The organism is Herbaspirillum sp. RV1423 (assembly GCF_000577615.1).
Taxonomy (GTDB): Bacteria; Pseudomonadota; Gammaproteobacteria; order Burkholderiales; family Burkholderiaceae_D; genus Herbaspirillum.
In genome coordinates this window covers 112,007-131,072 of the sequence record NZ_CBXX010000001.1, presented here as the reverse complement: position 1 = coordinate 131,072, position 19,066 = coordinate 112,007, and the positions used below count along the sequence as shown (strand labels likewise).

The 19,066-nt window shown below is 58.5% G+C and carries 15 protein-coding genes; 13 read left to right on the top strand and 2 right to left on the bottom strand.

The features are described 5' to 3' along the window. The first annotated feature begins 2 nt into the window (after positions 1-2). Positions 3-257, top strand: a complete 255-nt coding sequence (locus tag RV1423_RS29615; protein WP_155834992.1) for a hypothetical protein — start codon at positions 3-5, stop codon at positions 255-257. Here RV1423_RS29615 and RV1423_RS00585 read toward each other — a convergent pair. Further along, positions 251-994: a GntR family transcriptional regulator gene (locus tag RV1423_RS00585; RefSeq protein ID WP_034291995.1), complete on the bottom strand. Its 744-nt coding sequence runs from the start codon at positions 992-994 to the stop codon at positions 251-253. The two genes, RV1423_RS29615 and RV1423_RS00585, sit on opposite strands and share 7 nt — an antisense overlap. A 304-nt stretch (positions 995-1,298) precedes the next feature. On the opposite strand from RV1423_RS00585, the gene RV1423_RS00580 reads away from it, so the two are divergent. The 11 genes from RV1423_RS00580 to RV1423_RS00530 all read left to right on the top strand — a co-directional run bounded on the left by RV1423_RS00580 (position 1,299) and on the right by RV1423_RS00530 (position 15,837). Beyond that, positions 1,299-2,516 (top strand): alanine--glyoxylate aminotransferase family protein, encoded by a 1,218-nt coding sequence (locus RV1423_RS00580; RefSeq protein ID WP_034291993.1) that lies wholly within the window; start codon positions 1,299-1,301, stop codon positions 2,514-2,516. A gap of 195 nt (positions 2,517-2,711) precedes the next feature. Next, a complete protein-coding gene (locus RV1423_RS00575) occupies positions 2,712-3,995 on the top strand; it encodes an MFS transporter (protein ID WP_034291991.1) in 1,284 nt (427 codons plus the stop codon). Positions 3,996-4,123: 128 nt separating this feature from the next. Further along, complete coding sequence (locus RV1423_RS00570; RefSeq protein WP_034291989.1) at positions 4,124-7,141, top strand: FAD-binding and (Fe-S)-binding domain-containing protein; 3,018 nt, start codon at positions 4,124-4,126, stop codon at positions 7,139-7,141. Between the two features lie 776 nt (positions 7,142-7,917). After that, complete coding sequence (gene thrS, locus RV1423_RS00565) at positions 7,918-9,825, top strand: threonine--tRNA ligase (RefSeq protein ID WP_034291987.1); 1,908 nt, start codon at positions 7,918-7,920, stop codon at positions 9,823-9,825. Positions 9,826-9,890: 65 nt separating this feature from the next. Continuing rightward, entirely contained in the window at positions 9,891-10,412 is a 522-nt protein-coding gene (gene infC, locus RV1423_RS00560) for a translation initiation factor IF-3 (protein WP_081768626.1), read from the top strand. A 236-nt stretch (positions 10,413-10,648) separates the two neighbouring features. Then, positions 10,649-10,846, top strand: a complete 198-nt coding sequence (rpmI, locus tag RV1423_RS00555; protein WP_034291984.1) for a 50S ribosomal protein L35 — start codon at positions 10,649-10,651, stop codon at positions 10,844-10,846. 20 nt (positions 10,847-10,866) lie between these two features. Next, the gene (gene rplT / locus RV1423_RS00550; protein ID WP_007882754.1) at positions 10,867-11,226 is read left to right on the top strand and encodes a 50S ribosomal protein L20; all 360 of its coding nucleotides are present in this window, start codon (positions 10,867-10,869) and stop codon (positions 11,224-11,226) included. A gap of 196 nt (positions 11,227-11,422) precedes the next feature. Beyond that, positions 11,423-12,439 (top strand): phenylalanine--tRNA ligase subunit alpha, encoded by a 1,017-nt coding sequence (gene pheS, locus RV1423_RS00545; RefSeq protein ID WP_034291982.1) that lies wholly within the window; start codon positions 11,423-11,425, stop codon positions 12,437-12,439. 105 nt (positions 12,440-12,544) lie between these two features. Next, on the top strand, positions 12,545-14,971 hold the full coding sequence (gene pheT, locus RV1423_RS00540; protein ID WP_034291979.1) for a phenylalanine--tRNA ligase subunit beta: 2,427 nt from the start codon (positions 12,545-12,547) through the stop codon (positions 14,969-14,971). A 42-nt stretch (positions 14,972-15,013) separates the two neighbouring features. Then, entirely contained in the window at positions 15,014-15,427 is a 414-nt protein-coding gene (locus tag RV1423_RS00535; RefSeq protein WP_051516396.1) for an integration host factor subunit alpha, read from the top strand. A gap of 14 nt (positions 15,428-15,441) precedes the next feature. Further along, entirely contained in the window at positions 15,442-15,837 is a 396-nt protein-coding gene (locus RV1423_RS00530; RefSeq protein WP_034291978.1) for a MerR family transcriptional regulator, read from the top strand. Positions 15,838-16,321: 484 nt separating this feature from the next. Here RV1423_RS00530 and RV1423_RS30865 read toward each other — a convergent pair whose 3' ends face one another. Next, positions 16,322-18,412 carry a methyl-accepting chemotaxis protein gene (locus tag RV1423_RS30865; protein ID WP_051516395.1) on the bottom strand — a complete coding sequence of 697 codons (2,091 nt, stop codon included), beginning with the start codon at positions 18,410-18,412 and terminating at the stop codon, positions 16,322-16,324. A 108-nt stretch (positions 18,413-18,520) separates the two neighbouring features. On the opposite strand from RV1423_RS30865, the gene RV1423_RS00520 reads away from it, so the two are divergent. Further along, a complete protein-coding gene (locus RV1423_RS00520) occupies positions 18,521-19,063 on the top strand; it encodes a GNAT family N-acetyltransferase (protein WP_051516393.1) in 543 nt (180 codons plus the stop codon). Positions 19,064-19,066: the final 3 nt, after the last annotated feature.

Genomic DNA, 19,066 nt, shown 5'->3' with positions numbered 1-19,066 from the left:
TGATGTTGTTGGATATTGGTATCGAAGCAGGCAGCAACAGCTTCGGCAAACAGCATCAAGCAAATAAAACGGAAGCGCGGTTCGGCTTCCGTTTTTGCTTTTGCGCTTCTCTTTTTATCTTCCTTGTTCAATTCCTCGCCGGTGGCGTCGGCAGGCGGCTTGTCCTTTTCAGTTCATTCCTTGCGCTTTGCCGTGTGCAAAAAAAAGCCACCGCGAACGGTGGCTTCCAGCGACTGCGTCACAACTGTTTTTATTGATTATCCGGTTTCTCCGCCAATGCTCTCGCACTCGCCGGCGGCATGTTCAGCACGGCGTCGCGCTTGTCCAGCAAGTGCTGGCGCAGGATCGCCGCCAGGCGTTTGCCGTCGCGCGCTTCCAGCGCCTTGACCATCTCGTCGTGGTCATGCGCGGCGCGGTCCCATTTTTCCGGGCGGAAGTTGGACTTGAAGCGCAGCGCCTGAAGGCGGCGGTTCAGGCCTAGGTAGGTCTGATGCAGCACCGAGTTGCGTGCGGCTTCGTTGATCTTGTTGTGAATCGCCTGGTTGCGGCTGTAATAGCCGGGCAGGTCGTTTTGCGCCTTGCAGGCCAGCATGGCGTAATGCAACGCCTTGATCTCGGCTACTTCCACCGGCGTGATGCGTTCACAGGCGAGTTCGCCGGAGAGCGCTTCGAGGCCGCTCATCAATTCAAACGTTTCCCGGGTTTCGGTTTCCGACATCTTTGATACCGATGCGCCGCGGTTGGGAGCAATGTCGATCAGGCCTTCGGCGGCCAATACTTTCAAGGCTTCGCGCAGCGGCGTGCGCGAAATCCCCAGTGTTTCGCAGAGTTCGCGCTCGTTGAGCTTGGTGCCGGGCGGCAGCACCGCTTCCACGATCAGATTGCGCAAATGTTCGACAACGGTGTCGTGCAGGCGCTGACGCTCCAGCTTGGGCAGCGCGACGGGGATGCCGGGAGTGCTGATGCTATCGAGTTCAAGTGCTGAATTTTGCATTCAAAATCCTTAATGTCCTACTTGGGCGTATTTTACCATTGATATTTTCATGGCAAAAATATCAGATTTTCTCCGGGAAATAGATGAAAAATATCTCGCCCTGTCGCTATTTGATCACGATGGATTCGCTTTAAGTCGGCTTGTTTAAAGGATTCTCCGAGAAGCGAGCCATTGAGTCGATATCTGGAGTACGGGCAGTCGGAATCAAAAAAGCCTTTACGTCTCCATTTTGCACTGATAGAGTATTTTGAATTCAAAATTCAAAATACAAAATTCAAATTTCGAGATTTTCAAGGAGGAGTAAATGTTAACACTGGACTTTCATCCCGCCGGTCGCCATTTCCTGCAAATTCCTGGTCCCAGCCCAGTGCCCGATCGCATCTTGCGCGCCATGAGTTATCCCACCATCGACCATCGCGGCCCTGAGTTCGGCGCGCTGGGCTTGCAGGTGCTGGCCGGCATCAAGAAGATCTTCAAGACCGAGCAGCCGGTGGTGATTTATCCGGCCTCCGGTACCGGTGCCTGGGAAGCGGCGCTGACCAATACCCTGAGCGCGGGTGACCACGTGCTGATGTATGAAACCGGTCATTTCGCCACCTTGTGGAAGAAGATGGCCGAGGCCCTGGGGCTGAAGCCGGAATTCCTCGGCTTGCCGGGCATTGAAGGATGGCGTCGCGGCGTACAGCCCGACCGGATCGAGGATCGTCTGCGCAAGGACGTCGGGCATCAGATCAAGGCGGTCTGCGTCGTGCATAACGAAACCTCGACCGGCGTGACTTCCGATATCGCCTCGGTACGCAAGGCGATCGATGCCGCGGGCCATCCGGCGCTGCTGCTGGTCGACACGATTTCCGGCCTGGCGTCGGCGGACTATCGCCATGACGAGTGGGGTGTTGACGTCACGGTTTCGGGTTCGCAAAAGGGCTTGATGCTGCCGCCGGGCATCAGCTTCAACGCCGTGTCGAAAAAGGCGATCGAGGCGAGCAAGCGGTCGACGCTGCCGAAAGCTTTCTGGGGCTGGACCGAGATCATCGAGATGAACGCCACCGGTTACTGGCCGTACACGCCCAATACCAATCTCCTCTATGGCTTGTCCGAATCGCTCGAGATGATCCTTGGCGAAGGCCTTGATAATGTCTTCGCACGCCATGAGCGGCTGGCTGAGGCGTGCCGCAAGGCGGTCACCGCCTGGGGACTGGAAATCCAGTGCGCCGATCCCGCCGTGTATTCGCCGGTGCTGACTGGTGTGATGACGCCAGCCGGTTTCGATGCCGATGCGATCCGCAAAATCATTTACGAAAATTTCGACATGTCGCTCGGCACGGGCCTGGGCAAAATGAAGGGCGGCATGTTCCGCATCGGCCATCTGGGCGAAGCCAACGATCTGACGTTGATGGCGACCCTGGCCGGCTGCGAGATGGGACTGAAGCTCGCCGGCGTGAAACTGGCCGGCAGCGGCGTGCAGGCAGCGATGGACAGTCTGGTCGCAAAGAAGAATAAGCCGGGCTTGAAAGTCGCCTGAAAAGCGCAGTCGCAAGAAGGCGGAGCGCGCCGTCGGCAACAAGCAATAACGGAGGAAAGAACGCCGGTGCGGCACACACGTCCTGCGCCGGCAACATGGCTCGATAACGAAAGTCCGGTGCAGGCAACATCCCGCAGAGGAATCGAAGCGCAATCGCTTCACGGCGCGCCGGCGCACCAATACTGGAGACAAGCAATGAGACACTTGCGTTTGCGCGCGACGACCGTCGTGCTATTGATGTTGTGCCTGATGTACTTCATCACCTATCTCGATCGCGTCAACGTCAGTACCGCCGCGGCCGGATTTGCCAAGGAATTCAATCTTTCGAAGACGGAAATCGGCCTGGTCTTTTCTGCCTTCGCCTATCCCTATCTCATTTTCCAGATTATCGGCGGTTGGGTCAGCGATAAATTCGGCGCACGCCGCACGCTGATTTATTGCGGTTTGCTGTGGGCGCTGGCGACGGTGTTGACCGGTTTTGCGGGCGGACTGACTTCACTGCTGCTGGCGCGTCTGCTGCTTGGTCTGGGCGAGGGGGCGACCTTCCCGGCGGCGACGACGGCAATGTCGCGCTGGGTGTCGAAAGAGAAACGCGGCTTTGCGCAAGGCATCACCCATGCCTTTGCCCGCATCGGCAATGCGGTTGCGCCGGCAGCGGTGGTGTACGTCATGGCGGTGCACGGCTGGCGCGAATCGTTCTACATCTTTGGCGCGTTCAGCCTGGTGTGGGTCATCGTCTGGGCCTTCGTGTTTACCGAAGATCCTGCCAGGCATCCGCGTATCACGGCCGAAGAGCTGGCGATTCTGCCTGCGGGCAAGAAGAAGAGTCCGCCAATCCCATGGGGCCCGCTGTTCAAGCGCATGATGCCGGTCACCATCGTCTACTTTTGTTACGGCTGGACGCTGTGGCTGTTCCTCAGTTGGATTCCGCAATACTTCCTGCACAGCTACGACCTCGACATCAAAAAATCGGCGCTGTTTGCTTCCAGCGTATTTTTTGCCGGCGTGATCGGCGACACCCTGGGCGGCATCGTCAGCGACAGGATACTGAAAAACACCGGCAACCTCAAACGGGCCCGCAGCTACATGGTGTCGGTCTGCATGCTGCTGACCTTGCTGTCGCTGTTGCCGCTGATGTTCACACATAGCCTTTACATTTCCATCTTCAGCCTGAGTGCGGGTTTCTTTTTTGCCGAGATGACGATCGGTCCGATGTGGGCGATTCCGATGGACATTGCGCCGGAATATTCGGGCACCGCCAGCGGCATGATGAACACCGGCTCGGCATTGGCGGCCATCATCTCGCCGGTGCTATCCGGTTACCTGATCGACAAGACCGGCAACTGGGAACTGCCTTTCCTCGGCAGCATGGTGCTGATGGGCTTTGGCGTGCTGTTGGCGTTCCGCATGCAGCCGGAGAGCAAATTCGAGGTAGCCGCGCCGGATGACGGCGGCAATGCGGTCAAGGCGCGCGCCTGATTTGTTCGGATCGGGAACGCCGGCGGCGCGTTCCCGTTATTTCCGTTATTTCTGCAGGAGTCGGCATGCCGCCGACACATTGTGAGTTGAGCTGAATTTCGCTTCTTCGTTTCCGACAGGACTTCATCATGCTGGTCAAGCCTATTCATCTCGTTCCGCCCGGCGGCCGGAATACCGTTCACGCTACGCCTTTCGCCATGCAATTGCAGCGCGAGATGCGCGGCGAAGTCATGTTTGGCCAGGCTGATCGCGGCCGCTACGCCACCGATGCGTCGATCTATCAGATCATGCCGCTGGGCGTGGCGGTGCCGCGCGACCAGACCGACCTCAAGCTCGCGCTCGACATCGCGCGCCAGCATCGCATGCCGGTACTGGCGCGCGGCGCCGGCACCAGCCAGTGCGGCCAGACCGTCGGCGAGGCGCTGGTGATCGATAACAGCAAATACCTGAACCAGGTGGTCGACTTCGATCCGGTTGCGCGCACGATCACGGTCGAGCCGGGCATGGTGCTCGATCATCTCAACGCCTGGCTCAAGCCGCACGGATTGTGGTTTCCGGTCGACGTGTCGACGGCGGCGCAATGCACCATCGGCGGCATGTCCGGCAACAATTCCTGCGGTTCGCGCTCGATCGAGTACGGCAACATGGTGCATAACGTCATGGCGATCGATGCGATCCTGGCGGATGGCACGGAAGGGCGCTTCGGTCGTCTGCCGGAGATGCCGGGAGGCGGCCGCATCGGCGACATCGTGCGCGGCCTGCAAGCCATCGCGCAGCGCGAACGCGGGGAAATCGTCGAGCGCATTCCCAAAGTGTTGCGCCGCGTGGCGGGCTACAACATCGACATTTTCGATTGCCAGAATCCGCGCGCCTACACCGACGATGGCGTCGCCAACCTGGCGCATATCCTGATCGGTTCGGAAGGAACGCTGGCCTACAGCCGCCAGATCACGCTGGCGCTCATGCCACTGCCGGCGCACAAGGTGCTGGGCGTGGTCAATTTCCCGACCTTCTATCAGTCGATGGACATGACCCGGCATATCGTCAAGCTGGGTCCGACTGCCGTTGAACTCGTCGACCGCACCATGATTGATCTCGCGATGAGCAATCCGGCCTTCAGGCTGGTGATCGAAAAAGCGCTGGTTGGACAGCCGGAAGCGATCCTGCTGGTGGAATTCGCGGGTGAAAATCTCAACCGGCAACTGGAAAAACTGAAGCATCTCGGCGAACTGATGAGCGACCTCGGCCTGCCCGGCGCGGTCGTCGACATGCCGGACGCCAACGAGCAGAAAGCCCTGTGGGACGTGCGCAAGGCAGGCCTGAACATCATGATGAGCATGAAAGGCGACGGCAAGCCGGTCTCCTTCATCGAAGACTGCGCGGTGCCGCTTGAACACCTGGCCGATTACACCAGCCAGCTCACCGAGGTGTTCCACAAGTACGGCACCGAAGGCACCTGGTACGCGCATGCCAGCGTCGGCACCTTGCACGTGCGGCCGATCCTCGACATGCGGCGCGGCGGTGCGAAAGACATGCGCGAGATTGCCGAAGCCGCCGCCGTGCTGGTGCGCAAATACAAGGGCGCTTATTCGGGCGAACACGGCGATGGGTTGTGCCGCGGTGAATGGGTGGCGTGGCAATACGGACCGAAACTCAATGCCGCCTTCAGCGAGATCAAGGACTTGTTCGATCCCGACAACCGCTTCAACCCGGACAAGATCGTGCGTCCGCCGAAGATGGACGACGCCGTCAACTTCCGCTTCGCGCCGGGGTATCGTGAACTGCCGTATCGCCCCGCGCTGGACTGGTCGTCATGGAACGTCACACGCGATCCGCTGAGCGGCAAGGAAAGCGCGCCGGGCAGCGGCGGCGACCGCAGCGAAGGCCTCGCGAAGCTGGTCGAGATGTGCAACAACAATGGCCATTGCCGCAAGTTCGATGCCGGCACCATGTGCCCGAGTTACCGCGTCACCCGCGACGAGAAACATGTCACGCGCGGCCGCGCCAACACCTTGCGGCTGGCCTTGTCGGGCCAGCTCGGCAGCGAGGGGCTGGCAAGCAGGGAAGTCAAGGAAGTACTCGACTTGTGCGTCTCGTGCAAGGGCTGCAAGCGCGATTGCCCGACCGGCGTCGACATGGCCAAGATTAAGATCGAGGCGCGTGCGGCGTGGGCGGCGACGAACGGCGTCCGGCTGCGCGACAAATTGATCGCCCGGATGCCGGTATACGCATCGTATGCCGGCCGTGTCGGCGGCGCGCTGGCGCTGGCGGAAAGAATTCCGCTCCTCTCGGGATGGGTGAAGGGTTTGCTCGGGTTGGCGCCGCAACGGTCGTTGCCGCATTTCAGGAAATCCTTCCTGAGCGATGCAGGTAGTTCATCGGCGAGCGATGCGGGCAAAGAAGTCCTGTTGTTCGTCGATACCTTCAACAATCACTTCGAGCCCGAAAATGCGCGCGCCGCGCAGCGGGTACTGGAGGCGGCCGGGTATAAAGTGCATTTCAACGCCTTGCCCGGGCAGCGGCCTTTATGCTGCGGTCGCACCTATCTGGCAGCCGGCCTGGTTGATCAGGCCAAGGCCGAGGCGCGACGCACGCTTGATGCCTTGATGCCGTATGTGCGCAAGGGCGTTGCCGTGGTCGGATTGGAGCCGTCATGCCTTTTGTCCTTGCGCGACGAGTTCCTCAGCTACGGTTACGGCGAAGAGGCGCAGCAACTGGCGAAGTCGGCGTTCCTGTTTGAAGAGTTCCTGGTGAGGGAGCAGAAGGCAGGGCGCGTGAAGCTCGACCTGAAACCGCTGCCGTCCGGCAAGATCGTATTGCACGGACATTGCCACCAAAAGGCATTCGATGCTTTTCGTCCTGTGTCGGCCGTGCTGCAATGGATTCCGCAGGCCGACGTGTCGGTGGTGGAGTCGTCTTGCTGCGGCATGGCGGGGAGTTTCGGTTATGAGAAGGAGCACTACGCAACTTCGATGGCGATGGCGGAGCTGTCCCTGTTGCCGGCGGTGCGCAAAGCGGCGGCGGACGCCATCGTCGTGGCTGACGGCACCAGTTGCCGTCATCAGATCCACGACGGCGCAGGACGCGACGCCGTCCATGTCGCCCGCGTGCTGGCGGCAGCGCTGGAGGGAAAGAGTATCGGTTGATAGTGCGGCAAGCAGAATCCGGCCCTGTCAGTCCGGTGTTGTTATCCGGATTGGCAGGGGTTGGTCATGCGCAGATTATGTGTTATAGTAGTTGCTGTTGTCCGGTCTCGTACCGGGGAGCTGGTCGAAAAGCAATAAAAAGTGTTCGATCAGCTTGTGAAGGTTACTCCCGCATTTCTTCTTCATTTTTGGCCGCTTCGGTCATGTCTGTAGCAAGTAATCCATTTGTAAGTCTTCCCGCGTAGGCATGTTTGCCTGCTTGTCTTGCGTCTTGGCATTCGCGTGCCGATACCAGAGCAGATTCACCTTTCGTCGTCGCCACTTTCCAGATAGGACTGGGCGGCGGGAATCTCCTCTTGTATCCGCAATGCGGCCAGGGCATCGACCTCGCGCCATGTTCAACTGTGCCGATACCAGAGTAGATTCAAATTCTTCGGGGCCACTTTCCAGATAGGACTGGGCCTCGGGAATCTGCTCTCGTATCGGCATTTTGCAATTAATTTGCTATAATCTATTCCTGCTTCATGGTTGTCGTCGGCTGGCGCGATCATGTGTCTGTGCAGCACCAACATCCAATATCTGTAAGAGCGAGAAAGGCAAACCGGTTATGACACCGCGAACTACCACCAGGGTGACCACGCGACGCTAGTCGGGTTCTTTTTCGTCTTCTGAAAAAGCGCGGCTGGTCCGCGTTTTTTTTCGTCCGTATTTTCCGTATTCAATCGCTGTTCATTCAATTACGCGTCGGCACATTGCTTGCCGAGATGGAGTGCAAAATGGTTTCAGTTCGTCTTCCCGATGGTTCGCAACGTCAATTCGATGCTCCCGTCACTGTGGCGCAAGTCGCCGCCAACATCGGCGCAGGTCTGGCCAAGGCCGCGCTGGCCGGCAAGGTCGACGGCAAGCTGGTCGACACCTCGTTCCTGATCGAAAAGGATGCCGATTTGGCCATCGTGACGGACAAGGATGCGGATGGCCTTGAAGTGATTCGCCACTCCACCGCCCATTTGCTGGCGTATGCGGTGAAAGAGCTGTTCCCGGATGCGCAGGTGACCATCGGACCGGTGATCGACAACGGCTTCTATTACGACTTCTCGTACAAGCGCCCCTTTACGCCGGAAGACCTGGTCGCCATCGAAAAGAAAATGGCCGAGCTGGCCAAGAAGGACGAGCTGGTCACCCGCAAGGTGTTGCCGCGCGATGAAGCGGTGGCTTATTTCAAGTCCATCGGTGAAGCCTACAAGGCGGAAATCATCGAGTCCATTCCGCAGGATCAGGATGTCTCGCTCTATACCGAAGGCAACTTCACCGACCTGTGCCGCGGTCCGCATGTGCCGTCCACAGGCAAGCTGAAGGTCTTCAAACTGATGAAGCTGGCCGGCGCCTACTGGCGCGGCGATTCCAACAACGAGATGCTGCAGCGTGTCTATGGCACTGCCTGGGCCAAGAAGGAAGATCAGGAAAATTACCTGCACATGTTGGAGGAGGCCGAAAAGCGCGACCACCGCAAGCTGGGCCGCGCGCTCGACTTCTTCCATTTCCAGGACGAAGCGCCGGGCCTGATTTTCTGGCATCCGAAAGGCTGGTCGATCTGGCAGCAGGTCGAGCAATACATGCGCCGCGTTTACCAGGACAATGGTTATCAGGAAGTCAAGGCGCCGCAGATACTTGATCGCTCGCTGTGGGAAAAGACCGGCCACTGGGAAAACTACCGTGAAAACATGTTCACGACCGAGTCGGAAAATCGCGCCTATGCCCTCAAGCCGATGAACTGCCCGGGTCACATCCAGATTTTCAATTCCGGCCTGCACAGCTACCGCGACTTGCCGCTGCGCTACGGCGAATTCGGCCAGTGCCACCGCAACGAGCCGTCCGGCGCGCTGCACGGCATGATGCGGGTGCGCGGCTTCACCCAGGACGACGGCCACATTTTCTGTACGGAAGACCAAGTACAGGAAGAAGTCGCCGCCTTCAACAAGGTGGTGCGCGAGGTCTATACCAATTTCGGCTTTGCCGACGTCGCCGTGAAGCTGGCCTTGCGTCCGGAAAAGCGCATCGGCGAAGAAGCCGTCTGGGACAAGGCTGAAAACGCCTTGCGCGAAGCGATCCGCGCGTCCGGCACGGAGTGGGAAGAGTTGCCTGGCGAGGGCGCCTTCTACGGTCCGAAGATCGAATACCATCTGAAGGACTCGATCGGCCGTTCCTGGCAATGCGGCACCATGCAGGTCGATTTCTCGATGCCGGCGCGCCTGGGCGCGGAATATGTCACGGAAGACAACGATCGCAAGGTGCCGGTCATGCTGCACCGTGCGATCGTCGGTTCGCTGGAGCGTTTTATCGCGATCCTGATCGAAAACCACGCCGGCGCGATGCCTTCCTGGCTTGCTCCGGTGCAAGTTGTCATCCTGAATATTTCCGATGCGCAATCGGAATACGTGAAAAACGTTGCGCAAACGCTGAAAAAACAAGGGTTTAGAGTAGAGACTGATTTGCGTAACGAGAAGATTACCTATAAAATACGGCAGCATTCTTTACAGAAGCCGCCCTATATTCTGGTGGTCGGCGATAAAGAGCGCGATACAAACACAGTGGCCGTGCGTGCGCGGGGCAATGTCGATCTGGGTGTCATGCCCATCGACGTTTTGGCGGAACGTCTCAAAATTGAGGTGGAAGCCAAAGCCTAAGGGAGCGAAGCTCCTTCCAGCGCAAGAGCACGGCTTAATTTATTGGATTTTAAAAGGAAACTGCAATAGCTACTGACAAGTCGCATCGCATCAACGGTGAAATTACCGCACCGGAATTGCGTTTATCCGGGGTCAATAACGAACCGCTTGGTATCGTAAATTTGGCAGAGGCTTTCCGTCTGGCGGAAGAGGCGAACGTGGACTTGGTGGAAATCGCGCCAACTGCACAACCGCCTGTTGCACGCTTGATGGATTATGGCAAATTCAAGTATCAGGAGCAGAAGAAAGCTCATGAAGCCAAGCTGAAGCAGAAAGTCATTCAGGTCAAGGAAGTCAAGTTCCGCCCTGGCACGGATGACGGCGATTACAACATCAAGCTGCGCAATCTGACCAAATTCCTGGAAGAGGGTGACAAGACCAAGATCACGCTGCGTTTCCGCGGTCGTGAAATGGCTCACCAGGAGATCGGCATGCGCATGTTGGAGCGCTTGAAGACTGACTTGGAGCCGTTCGGTCAGGTCGAGCAGTTTCCGAAGATGGAAGGCCGCCAGATGATCATGGTCCTGGCGCCGAAGAAGAAAAAGTAAGCCATGCTTTTTCGCGCATCGCAAGGTAATTGATCCATTGCGATGCGTATTCCGGTCTCGCAAGCGATAGCTGTGGCGAAACCGAAGATTTTGCCGGGAAACAGTCGTTTTGTTTTCCGCAAAAGCAGCAGTGAAAACTGCTGCCAATAAGTGAGAGCAGGCATCCAAGAGCAGCGCATTGCTGCCACCTGCAATCATCAAAAAATGGAGCTGTCCCCAAAAGGGCAGATAGTGTTATGCCAAAAATGAAGACGAAAAGCAGCGCCAAAAAGCGCTTCCGCGTCCGTCCAGGCGGTACCGTTAAACGCGGCCAAGCGTTCAAACGTCACATCCTGACCAAGAAGACCACCAAGAACAAACGTCAATTGCGCGGTGCAGTGGGAGTCCATGAGACTAACCTGACATCGGTTCGTGCAATGCTGCCGTTCGCTTAACCTCACACTAAGGAGCTACTATGCCTAGAGTTAAACGTGGGGTAACAGCACGTGCCCGTCATAAAAAAGTCCTGGCGCAAGCCAAGGGCTACCGTGGTCGCCGCAGCACCGTCTACCGTATTGCCAAGCAAGCAGTCATGCGCGCGGGTCAATACGCTTACCGTGACCGCCGCAACAAGAAGCGCGTATTCCGTGCATTGTGGATCGCTCGTATCAACGCTGCCGCTCGTGAGCATGGCGTTACCTACAGCGTGTTCATGAATGGCCTGAAGCGTGCCTCGATTGAACTGGACCGCAAGGTTCTGGCCGATATGGCTGTGACTGACAAGCCGGCGTTTGCTGCGATTGTCAATCAGGTGAAAGCCAACATCGCTAAGTAATTAGCTTTGTTGCGGTCGTCGTCCGGTTTCGGATGACGCTGCAAATCCTGCGGGGCAGAGGTGAAATACCTGTGCCCCGTATTCGTTTTGAATCTCAGTATTTCATTTTCGATTTCATTTTTTCGACTTCGTCGTCAGAGCCGGACCGGTTCTTAGATTTCTCAGATTGCCATCTGAATGGAGCGAGACTTACCGCATGAATCCCCTAGAACAACTCGTTGCACAGGCCCAGGCCGACTTCGCTGGCGCACCTGACGCCGCAGCCCTGGAAAACGCCAAAGCCAAATATCTCGGCAAGACCGGCCAGATCACCGAGCAAATGAAGGGCCTGGGCAAGCTGGCGCCGGAAGAGCGCAAAGTACAAGGCTCCGTCATCAACGCCGCCAAGGAGCAGATCGAGAACGCGCTGTCTGCGCGCCGCGATGCGCTCGCCAACGCGCAGATGCAGGAGCGTCTGAATGCGGAAGCGATCGATGTGACCTTGCCGGGCCGCGGTCGCGGCAAGGGCGGTATCCATCCGGTGATGCGCTCGTGGCAACGCGTTGAAGAGATTTTCCGTTCGATCGGCTTCGACGTCGCCGACGGCCCGGAAATCGAAACCGACTGGACTAATTTCTCCGCACTGAACAGCCCGGAAAACCACCCCGCGCGTTCGATGCAGGACACCTTCTACATCGAAGGCAACGATACGCAAGGCAAGCCCCTGCTGCTGCGCACCCACACCAGCCCGATGCAGGTGCGCTACGCGCGCATGAACAAGCCGCCGATCAAGGTCATCGCGCCGGGCCGCACCTACCGCGTCGACAGCGATGCCACGCATTCGCCGATGTTCCACCAGGTGGAAGGCCTGTGGATCGCCGAAGACATCAGCTTCGCCGACCTCAAGGGCGTCTACCTCAATTTCGTCAAGGCGTTCTTTGAGACTGACGACCTGCAGGTGCGCTTCCGTCCTTCGTATTTCCCATTCACCGAACCGTCGGCGGAAATCGACATCGCCTTCGGCAGCGGCCCCTTGAAAGGCCGCTGGCTGGAAGTATCCGGCGCTGGACAGGTGCATCCGACCGTGGTGCGCAACATGGGTCTTGATCCCGAGCAATACATCGGTTTCGCGTTCGGTTCAGGCCTTGAGCGCCTGACCATGCTGCGCTATGGCATCAACGACCTGCGCCTGTTCTACGAAGGCGACTTGCGCTTCCTGAAACAATTCAACTGAACAATGCCGAGGCAGGGCTGGCGCAACCCTATTGCGCGGCCCCGCGAACTGTCTGGAATGTCCGCATCATGTCTTTGATACGGACGATAGCTGAAAGTATTCATCATGCAATTCTCTGAAAACTGGTTGCGCACCATGGTCGATCCGAAGATGACTTCGGATGAGTTGTCGCACTTGCTGACGATGTCCGGCCTGGAAGTGGAAGAGGTCGAGGCGGTCGCGCCGCCATTCTCCAACGTCGTTGTGGGCGAAGTGCTGGAAGTCGCCAAGCACCCCAACGCCGATCGCCTCAACGTCTGCCAGGTCGACGTCAAGACCGGCACCATCCTCAACATCGTCTGCGGCGCGCCCAATGTGCGCGTCGGCATGAAGGTGCCTTGTGCGATGGCCGGCGCGGTGCTGCCGCCGGGCGCGGACGGCAAGCCGTTCGAGATCAAGGTCGGCCAGTTGCGCGGCGTCGAGTCGCAAGGCATGCTGTGTTCCGCGCGCGAACTGAAGCTGTCGGAAGACCACGGCGGCCTGCTGGAATTGCCGGACGATGCGCCGGTCGGCCAGAATTTCCGCGATTATTTCCTGCTCAACGACCTCAAGTTCACCATCAAGCTGACGCCCAACAAGGCCGACTGCCTGTCGGTGCTGGGCGTGGCGCGCGAAGTGTCGGCATTGACCGACACGCCGCTCAAGCAGCCGACGTTCCAGCTTGTCGCCGCCAACATCGATGAAAAATTGCCGGTCAGGATTTCCGCCCCCGATCTTTGCGGCCGTTTTGCCGGTCGCGTGATCCGCGGCCTCAACGCCAAGGCTGTGACGCCGCAATGGATGAAGCAACGCCTTGAGCGCAGCGGCCAGCGTCCGATCTCCGCGCTGGTCGACATCTCCAATTACGTCATGCTGGAACTCGGCCGTCCGTCGCACGTGTTCGATCTCGACAAGATCCACGGCGGCCTTGACGTGCGCTGGGGCAAGAAGGGCGAACAGATCAAGCTCCTCAATGGCAATACCGTCGATGTTGACGAATGGGTCGGCGTGATCGCCGACGACAAGGAGCTCGAATCGCTGGCCGGCATCATGGGCGGCGACGCCACCGCCGTGTCGCTCGAGACCACCAACATTTATCTGGAAGCCGCATTCTGGTTCCCGCAAGCGATCCAGGGCCGCGCGCGCCGCTACAACTTTTCGACCGATGCGGCGCATCGCTTCGAGCGCGGCGTCGATTTCGCCACCGTGGTCGAGCACATCGAACGCATCACCGCCCTGCTGATCGAAATTTGCGGCACGCCCGACACAAGGATTGGTCCGGTCGACGATCAGACCGTCAATCTGCCCAAGCGCGAACCGGTCAAGGTGCGCACCGCGCGCGCGGCCAAGGTCATCGGTGTGGACATCACGGATGAACTGATCGCCAACGTGTTCACACGCCTTGGCCTGCAATTCACTCAGGAGCCGGGTCTGTTCGCGGTAACGCCGCCATCCTATCGCTTCGACATCGAAATCGAGGAAGACCTGATCGAAGAAATCGCGCGCGTCTACGGTTTTGAAAACATTCCGGCCTTGCCGCCGGTGGCCGCCAATGCGATGAAAATCGCACCGGAAAATATCCGTTCACTGTTCGCCATCCGACACCAACTGGCTGACCTCGACTATCAGGAAGTGGTCAACTTCAGCTTCGTCGATGCGGGATGGGAAGTCGACTTCGCCGGCAACCGTGAACCGATCAAGCTGCTCAATCCGATCGCCAGCCAGATGAACGTCATGCGTTCCTCGCTGATCGCCAGTCTGGTCGCCAATGTGCGCTACAACATCAACCGCAAGGCCAACCGCGTGCGCGTGTTCGAAGTCGGCGCCGTGTTCCAGCGCGACAGCAAGGTGCAGGACGGTCCGCTGGAAGTCGCCGGCTATCGTCAGCCCAAGCGCGTCGCCGGCCTGGCCTATGGTCCCGTGGCGGAAGAGCAATGGGGCCTGACTACGCGCAATGTCGATTTCTTCGATGTCAAAGCCGATCTGGAAGCCTTGTTCGCGCCGCGCGCCCTGCGCCTTGTGCGCACGGAACATCCGGCGCTGCATCCGGGACGTTCGGCGCAAGTCGAACTGGACGGCAACAGCATCGGCCTGATCGGCGAACTGCATCCGCGCCTGCAACAGAAATACGACTTGCCGCTGGCGCCGGTCGTGTTCGAGGTGGATGCAGTCGCGTTGCAGGAGCGTAACGTGCCTGCCTACGTCGAGATTTCCAAGTTTCCGGCAGTCACGCGCGACCTCGCGCTGGTGGTCAAACAGTCCGTGCAAGTGCAGGCGCTGCTTGATATTTTTGCCGCCGAAAAGCAGGGCAACGCGGCATGTGCAATCATCCAAGCCATTGTTTTATTTGATGAATATCAAGGAAAGGGTTTGGAAAATGACGAAAAAAGTCTTGCTTTCCGATTCACCTTGCAAGATACTCAAAACACACTCCAGGACGACACGGTTGATGTTGCGATGAGCGCCATAGTGGCCGCCGCGACGGGAAAACTTGCCGCCAAAATGCGTGCTTAACAATTTATAAAGAATCGGTAGAGAACAGGCAAATCACTCGTCATGAACAACGTGAATTCAAGCGAATTTCAATCTGTGCTGGATGCCGACTTGCAACGTGCCGTACTGGAAGCCCAGGTGCGTTCGCAAGCGGAAAAAAATCTCCCGACGCTGACCAAGGCCGAGCTTGCCGAACTTTTGTTCGAGCAGGTCGGTCTTAACAAGCGTGAAGCAAAAGACATGGTTGAAACTTTCTTCGACGAAATTCGCAATGCGCTGGAACGCGGCGAGGCTGTCAAACTGTCCGGGTTCGGCAACTTTCAGTTGCGCGACAAGCCGCAGCGTCCCGGCCGCAATCCCAAGACCGGTGAAGAGATTCCCATCACCGCGCGCCGTGTCGTTACCTTCCACGCCAGCCAGAAACTCAAGGAAATGGTTGAGGTCTCCAGCAGCCAGCCCCTCGCCCTCGCGGTGTAATGTAATCCAACTCCATGAACGAACGCGTCAATAAACCTGCGGTCATCGTATTGCCGCCGATTCCCGCCAAGCGCTATTTCACCATCGGTGAGGTCAGCGAGTTGTGCGGCGTCAAGCCGCATGTGTTGCGCTACTGGGAGCAGGAATTCACCCAGTTGAAGCCGGTCAAGCGGCGCGGCAATCGCCGCTATTACCAGCATCATGAAGTGCTGCTGATCCGCCGCATCCGCGAACTGCTCTACGAGCAAGGCTTCACCATCAGCGGCGCCCGCAACAAGCTCGACGGTCACATGCACGAAGACCAGTCGGAAATCGTCGAAGAAATTGACATCTCGATGGGCGCGCAAGAAATCGAAGCGATGCGCGTCGAGTTGACCAGCATCCTGCAATTGCTCAGGCCGCGCGCTTGATCCGTCCGGACGGTACCGGAAGAGCGGACGAAGAATAAAAAGCTGCCAAGGCAGTAATACCATTCAGTAATACCGTTCAGTTAAGTTCAAAAAACTCTTTATCGCATCGTCAGTCCATCACAACCGTCGTCCTGACGAAAGTCAGGACCCAGCGTCGCGGCGGATGTCGTCACGTCACTGGCTCCCGGCGCGCTGGGACGACGGCCGGGAAAACAGGCTTCACTGAATGGCATTTGCCCGTCATCGGCTAATGCTGTTCAGTTAAGTTCAAAAAACTCTTTATCGCATCGTCAGTCCATCACAACCGTCGTCCTGATGAAAGTCAGGACCCAGCGTCGTATCGGACGTCGTCATGTCACTGGGGCCCAGCGTGCTGGGACGACGGCTGGGAAAATGGGCTTAACCGAACGGTATTACCTATTACCGCCTTGGCAGCTTTTTTTGCATCCGCTCCCCGTATTCGGACACCGAGAGTTGCGCGGCATCAGGCAGCTTGTCTTTCCATTCCCTTGCCGGGGGAGGAAGTCCGTGCAAGATTGGACAATGTGGACGGCGGCAGATTATCTTGCCGGTGCGGCAGCGCAAAGCGAGGCGTCCCGTGAGCAGCGGCCGGCAGGAGGGCGGAGCCGGTTTCTTCTCCGGCATGCTCCAGTTTGAACACGCTGACCGCACGCGCCAGCGAGTCGGCCTGTTCCTGCAAGCTTTCGGCGGCGGCCGCCGCTTGTTCCACCAGCGCGGCATTTTGCTGCGTGATCGAATCGATTTCCGAGACGGCATTGTTGACTTCGGCAATGCCGGCGCTTTGCTTGTGGCTGGCGGCGGTGATGCCGCCGACGATCTCGGCCACTTGCCGGATCGCGCGGACGATCTGTTTCATGGTGTCGCCTGCTTCCTGTACTTGCTTACCGCCGGTTTCGACCTTGCCGACCGAGTCGCCGATCAGTTGCTTGATCTCTTTGGCCGCGCTGGCCGAGCGTTGCGCCAGCGCGCGCACTTCGGTCGCCACCACGGCAAAGCCGCGGCCCTGTTCGCCGGCGCGTGCCGCTTCGACTGCGGCATTGAGCGCCAGGATATTGGTCTGGAAGGCGATGCTGTCGATCACGCCGATAATGTCGACGATCTTGTCGGAACTTTGCCTGATCGATTCCATGGTCTGGACCACATTGCCGACGACTTCACCGCCTTTGACCGCGAAGCGGGATGCCGACGCTGCCAGCTCATTGGCCTGTTCGGCGCTCAGGGCGTTCTTTCTCACGGTGACGGTCAGATCTTCCATCGATGAAGCAGTCTCTTGCAGGCGGGAGGCTTGCGACTCCGTGCGGTTGGACAGGTCGCCGTTGCCGTGCGCAATTTCGCGCGAAGCCACCGCGATGATCTTGGCGCTGCTGCGCACATCGGCGATCAATTGCGCCAGGCTGGCGTTCATGCCGCTGAAGGAACCGACCAACTGCGAAATTTCATCCTTGCCGTGCGACACGCTATGGTGGCGCAAGTCGCCGGCGGCCGTACTCTCCACCGCGCGGCCCAGGAAGTTGATCTCCACCTTGAACGAAAGATAGAAACCGGCCAGCAGATAGGCCGCAATTGTCAGCACCGCCAGCACTGCCGCCATGATCACGTTGCGGCGCAGGCTGTAATGGTCTATGCGTTCGCCGAGTTCGGCATTGAGCAATTGCGTTGCCGCGTTCGACAGTGCTTGCAGGCGTTGCACCGATTGCTGACCGGCGGCGAAGAACTGCTCGCCGGAAGTCTGTTCGAGCGACTTCAGGACTTCGTCGGTGGCCCGGTCGAAGAATGCCGACGTCGCCGGCAAGGCCGCCAGTTGCTGGCTTAGTTGCGTCTTCCATTGCGGTGTGTCGTAGAACAGCGCATCGAGCTTGCCCGACAATTGCGTCAGCGCGAAACGCCCCATGGTCACGGTCGAGGCCAGCATCACGTCTTCGTTGGCTTCCAGCAGGCCGGTGTCGATATACGACGCGCCACGGCCGGAAATCGTCAGCAGGTTTTCATTGAGCGCCGGGATGTTGTCCAGCAAGGTCAGGGCCAGGTAATGCGTGTTGGTTTCAGGATCGAGACGCAGGTTGGTGCGGTCGGCAATCCCGGTTTTAAACTTTTGCAGTTGCGCGATCAGGGTCGAATGTGCCGCGTAGCTTTCTTTGGCCTGGATGTCGTTCTTTGCGGCCAGCGCAGTCCAGTCTTTCTTGATGCCGGCCAGCGCGTCGCTCAGCCCGAGTTTGCTGAAGCGCGAACCGTCGCGCTCAAGATCGGCCAGCGACCGGGCAATGGCGTTTTGGATTTGCGCCGTTTGCGGCTGGACCTTGGCGTTGCCGCCCAACGCCATATGGCGCACGGCGCGATGCTGTTGCAGGAGCAGATTGAGATCTTCGGCTTTGGCCACCAGGCGCAGGCCGGTTTGCTCTGCCTTGGTGAGAGCAATCGACTTTTCCAGTTCGTTGAACAATAATCCGGTCACCAGCAACAAGGGCAGCATGAACATGAGCGTCACGAGCAGGAACTTCGGCAGCAGCCGGAGCTGCTCCATCAATCTGGTGGCAGGCAAGAGTACGGCGTTCATGGAAATCCTTTTGCTCATGCAAGGTGCCGTGCAGTATGTGCAAAGAATATGACCGGTTTGTGAACTTGGCGCGAACGTCGCCTGAAAAGACAGGAAAAGTTGTCGAAGATGAAAAACGATGAAGTGACAAGCAGCATGGCGTGGCGACCGATGCAGGAAAGCGATCTTTCCGCCGTCGTGGCGATTGCCGGGCTGGTGCACCCCGATTATCCGGAATCGCCCGAGGTGTTTGCCGAGCGCCTGCGCTTATTCGAACAGGGATGCTGGATTGCCGTCGGCCATGATGACGGCGCGCGAGGCCATGCCCGCGGTTATGCCATCATGCACCCGGCAGTCCTCGGTCAGCCGCCGGCCTTGAATTCGCTGTTGCATCGCTTGCCGGTGCACGCGGATTGCCTGTACCTGCATGATGTGGCGTTGACCGAAGCGGCGCGCCAGTCCGGCCTGGGCGGTGCATTGGTGGAACTGATCCGACAGCAGGCGCTGAGCAGCGGGTATAGTCATGCGGCACTGATCGCGGTCAATGATTCCGCTGCTTACTGGCAACGGCGCGGCTTCTCGCCGTATGGGAATGCCGACGCCGCGCTGGCGAAAAAAATCGCCAGCTATGACGGCAATGCCTGTTATCTGGTATTGAAAATCGATCGCTGACGC

Excerpts from the sequence above, each read along its gene's own strand:
- RV1423_RS00570 (WP_034291989.1), top strand. The coding sequence starts at position 4,124 with ATGCTGGTCAAGCCTATTCATCTCGTTCCGCCCGGCGGCCGGAATACC.
- rpmI (WP_034291984.1), top strand. The coding sequence starts at position 10,649 with ATGCCAAAAATGAAGACGAAAAGCAGCGCCAAAAAGCGCTTCCGCGTC.
- RV1423_RS00580 (WP_034291993.1), top strand. The coding sequence starts at position 1,299 with ATGTTAACACTGGACTTTCATCCCGCCGGTCGCCATTTCCTGCAAATT.
- rplT (WP_007882754.1), top strand. The coding sequence starts at position 10,867 with ATGCCTAGAGTTAAACGTGGGGTAACAGCACGTGCCCGTCATAAAAAA.
- RV1423_RS30865 (WP_051516395.1), bottom strand. The coding sequence starts at position 18,412 with ATGAACGCCGTACTCTTGCCTGCCACCAGATTGATGGAGCAGCTCCGG.
- pheS (WP_034291982.1), top strand. The coding sequence starts at position 11,423 with ATGAATCCCCTAGAACAACTCGTTGCACAGGCCCAGGCCGACTTCGCT.
- RV1423_RS29615 (WP_155834992.1), top strand. The coding sequence starts at position 3 with ATGTTGTTGGATATTGGTATCGAAGCAGGCAGCAACAGCTTCGGCAAA.
- RV1423_RS00535 (WP_051516396.1), top strand. The coding sequence starts at position 15,014 with ATGAACAACGTGAATTCAAGCGAATTTCAATCTGTGCTGGATGCCGAC.
- RV1423_RS00520 (WP_051516393.1), top strand. The coding sequence starts at position 18,521 with ATGAAAAACGATGAAGTGACAAGCAGCATGGCGTGGCGACCGATGCAG.
- RV1423_RS00530 (WP_034291978.1), top strand. The coding sequence starts at position 15,442 with ATGAACGAACGCGTCAATAAACCTGCGGTCATCGTATTGCCGCCGATT.
- pheT (WP_034291979.1), top strand. The coding sequence starts at position 12,545 with ATGCAATTCTCTGAAAACTGGTTGCGCACCATGGTCGATCCGAAGATG.
- RV1423_RS00585 (WP_034291995.1), bottom strand. The coding sequence starts at position 994 with ATGCAAAATTCAGCACTTGAACTCGATAGCATCAGCACTCCCGGCATC.
- RV1423_RS00575 (WP_034291991.1), top strand. The coding sequence starts at position 2,712 with ATGAGACACTTGCGTTTGCGCGCGACGACCGTCGTGCTATTGATGTTG.
- thrS (WP_034291987.1), top strand. The coding sequence starts at position 7,918 with ATGGTTTCAGTTCGTCTTCCCGATGGTTCGCAACGTCAATTCGATGCT.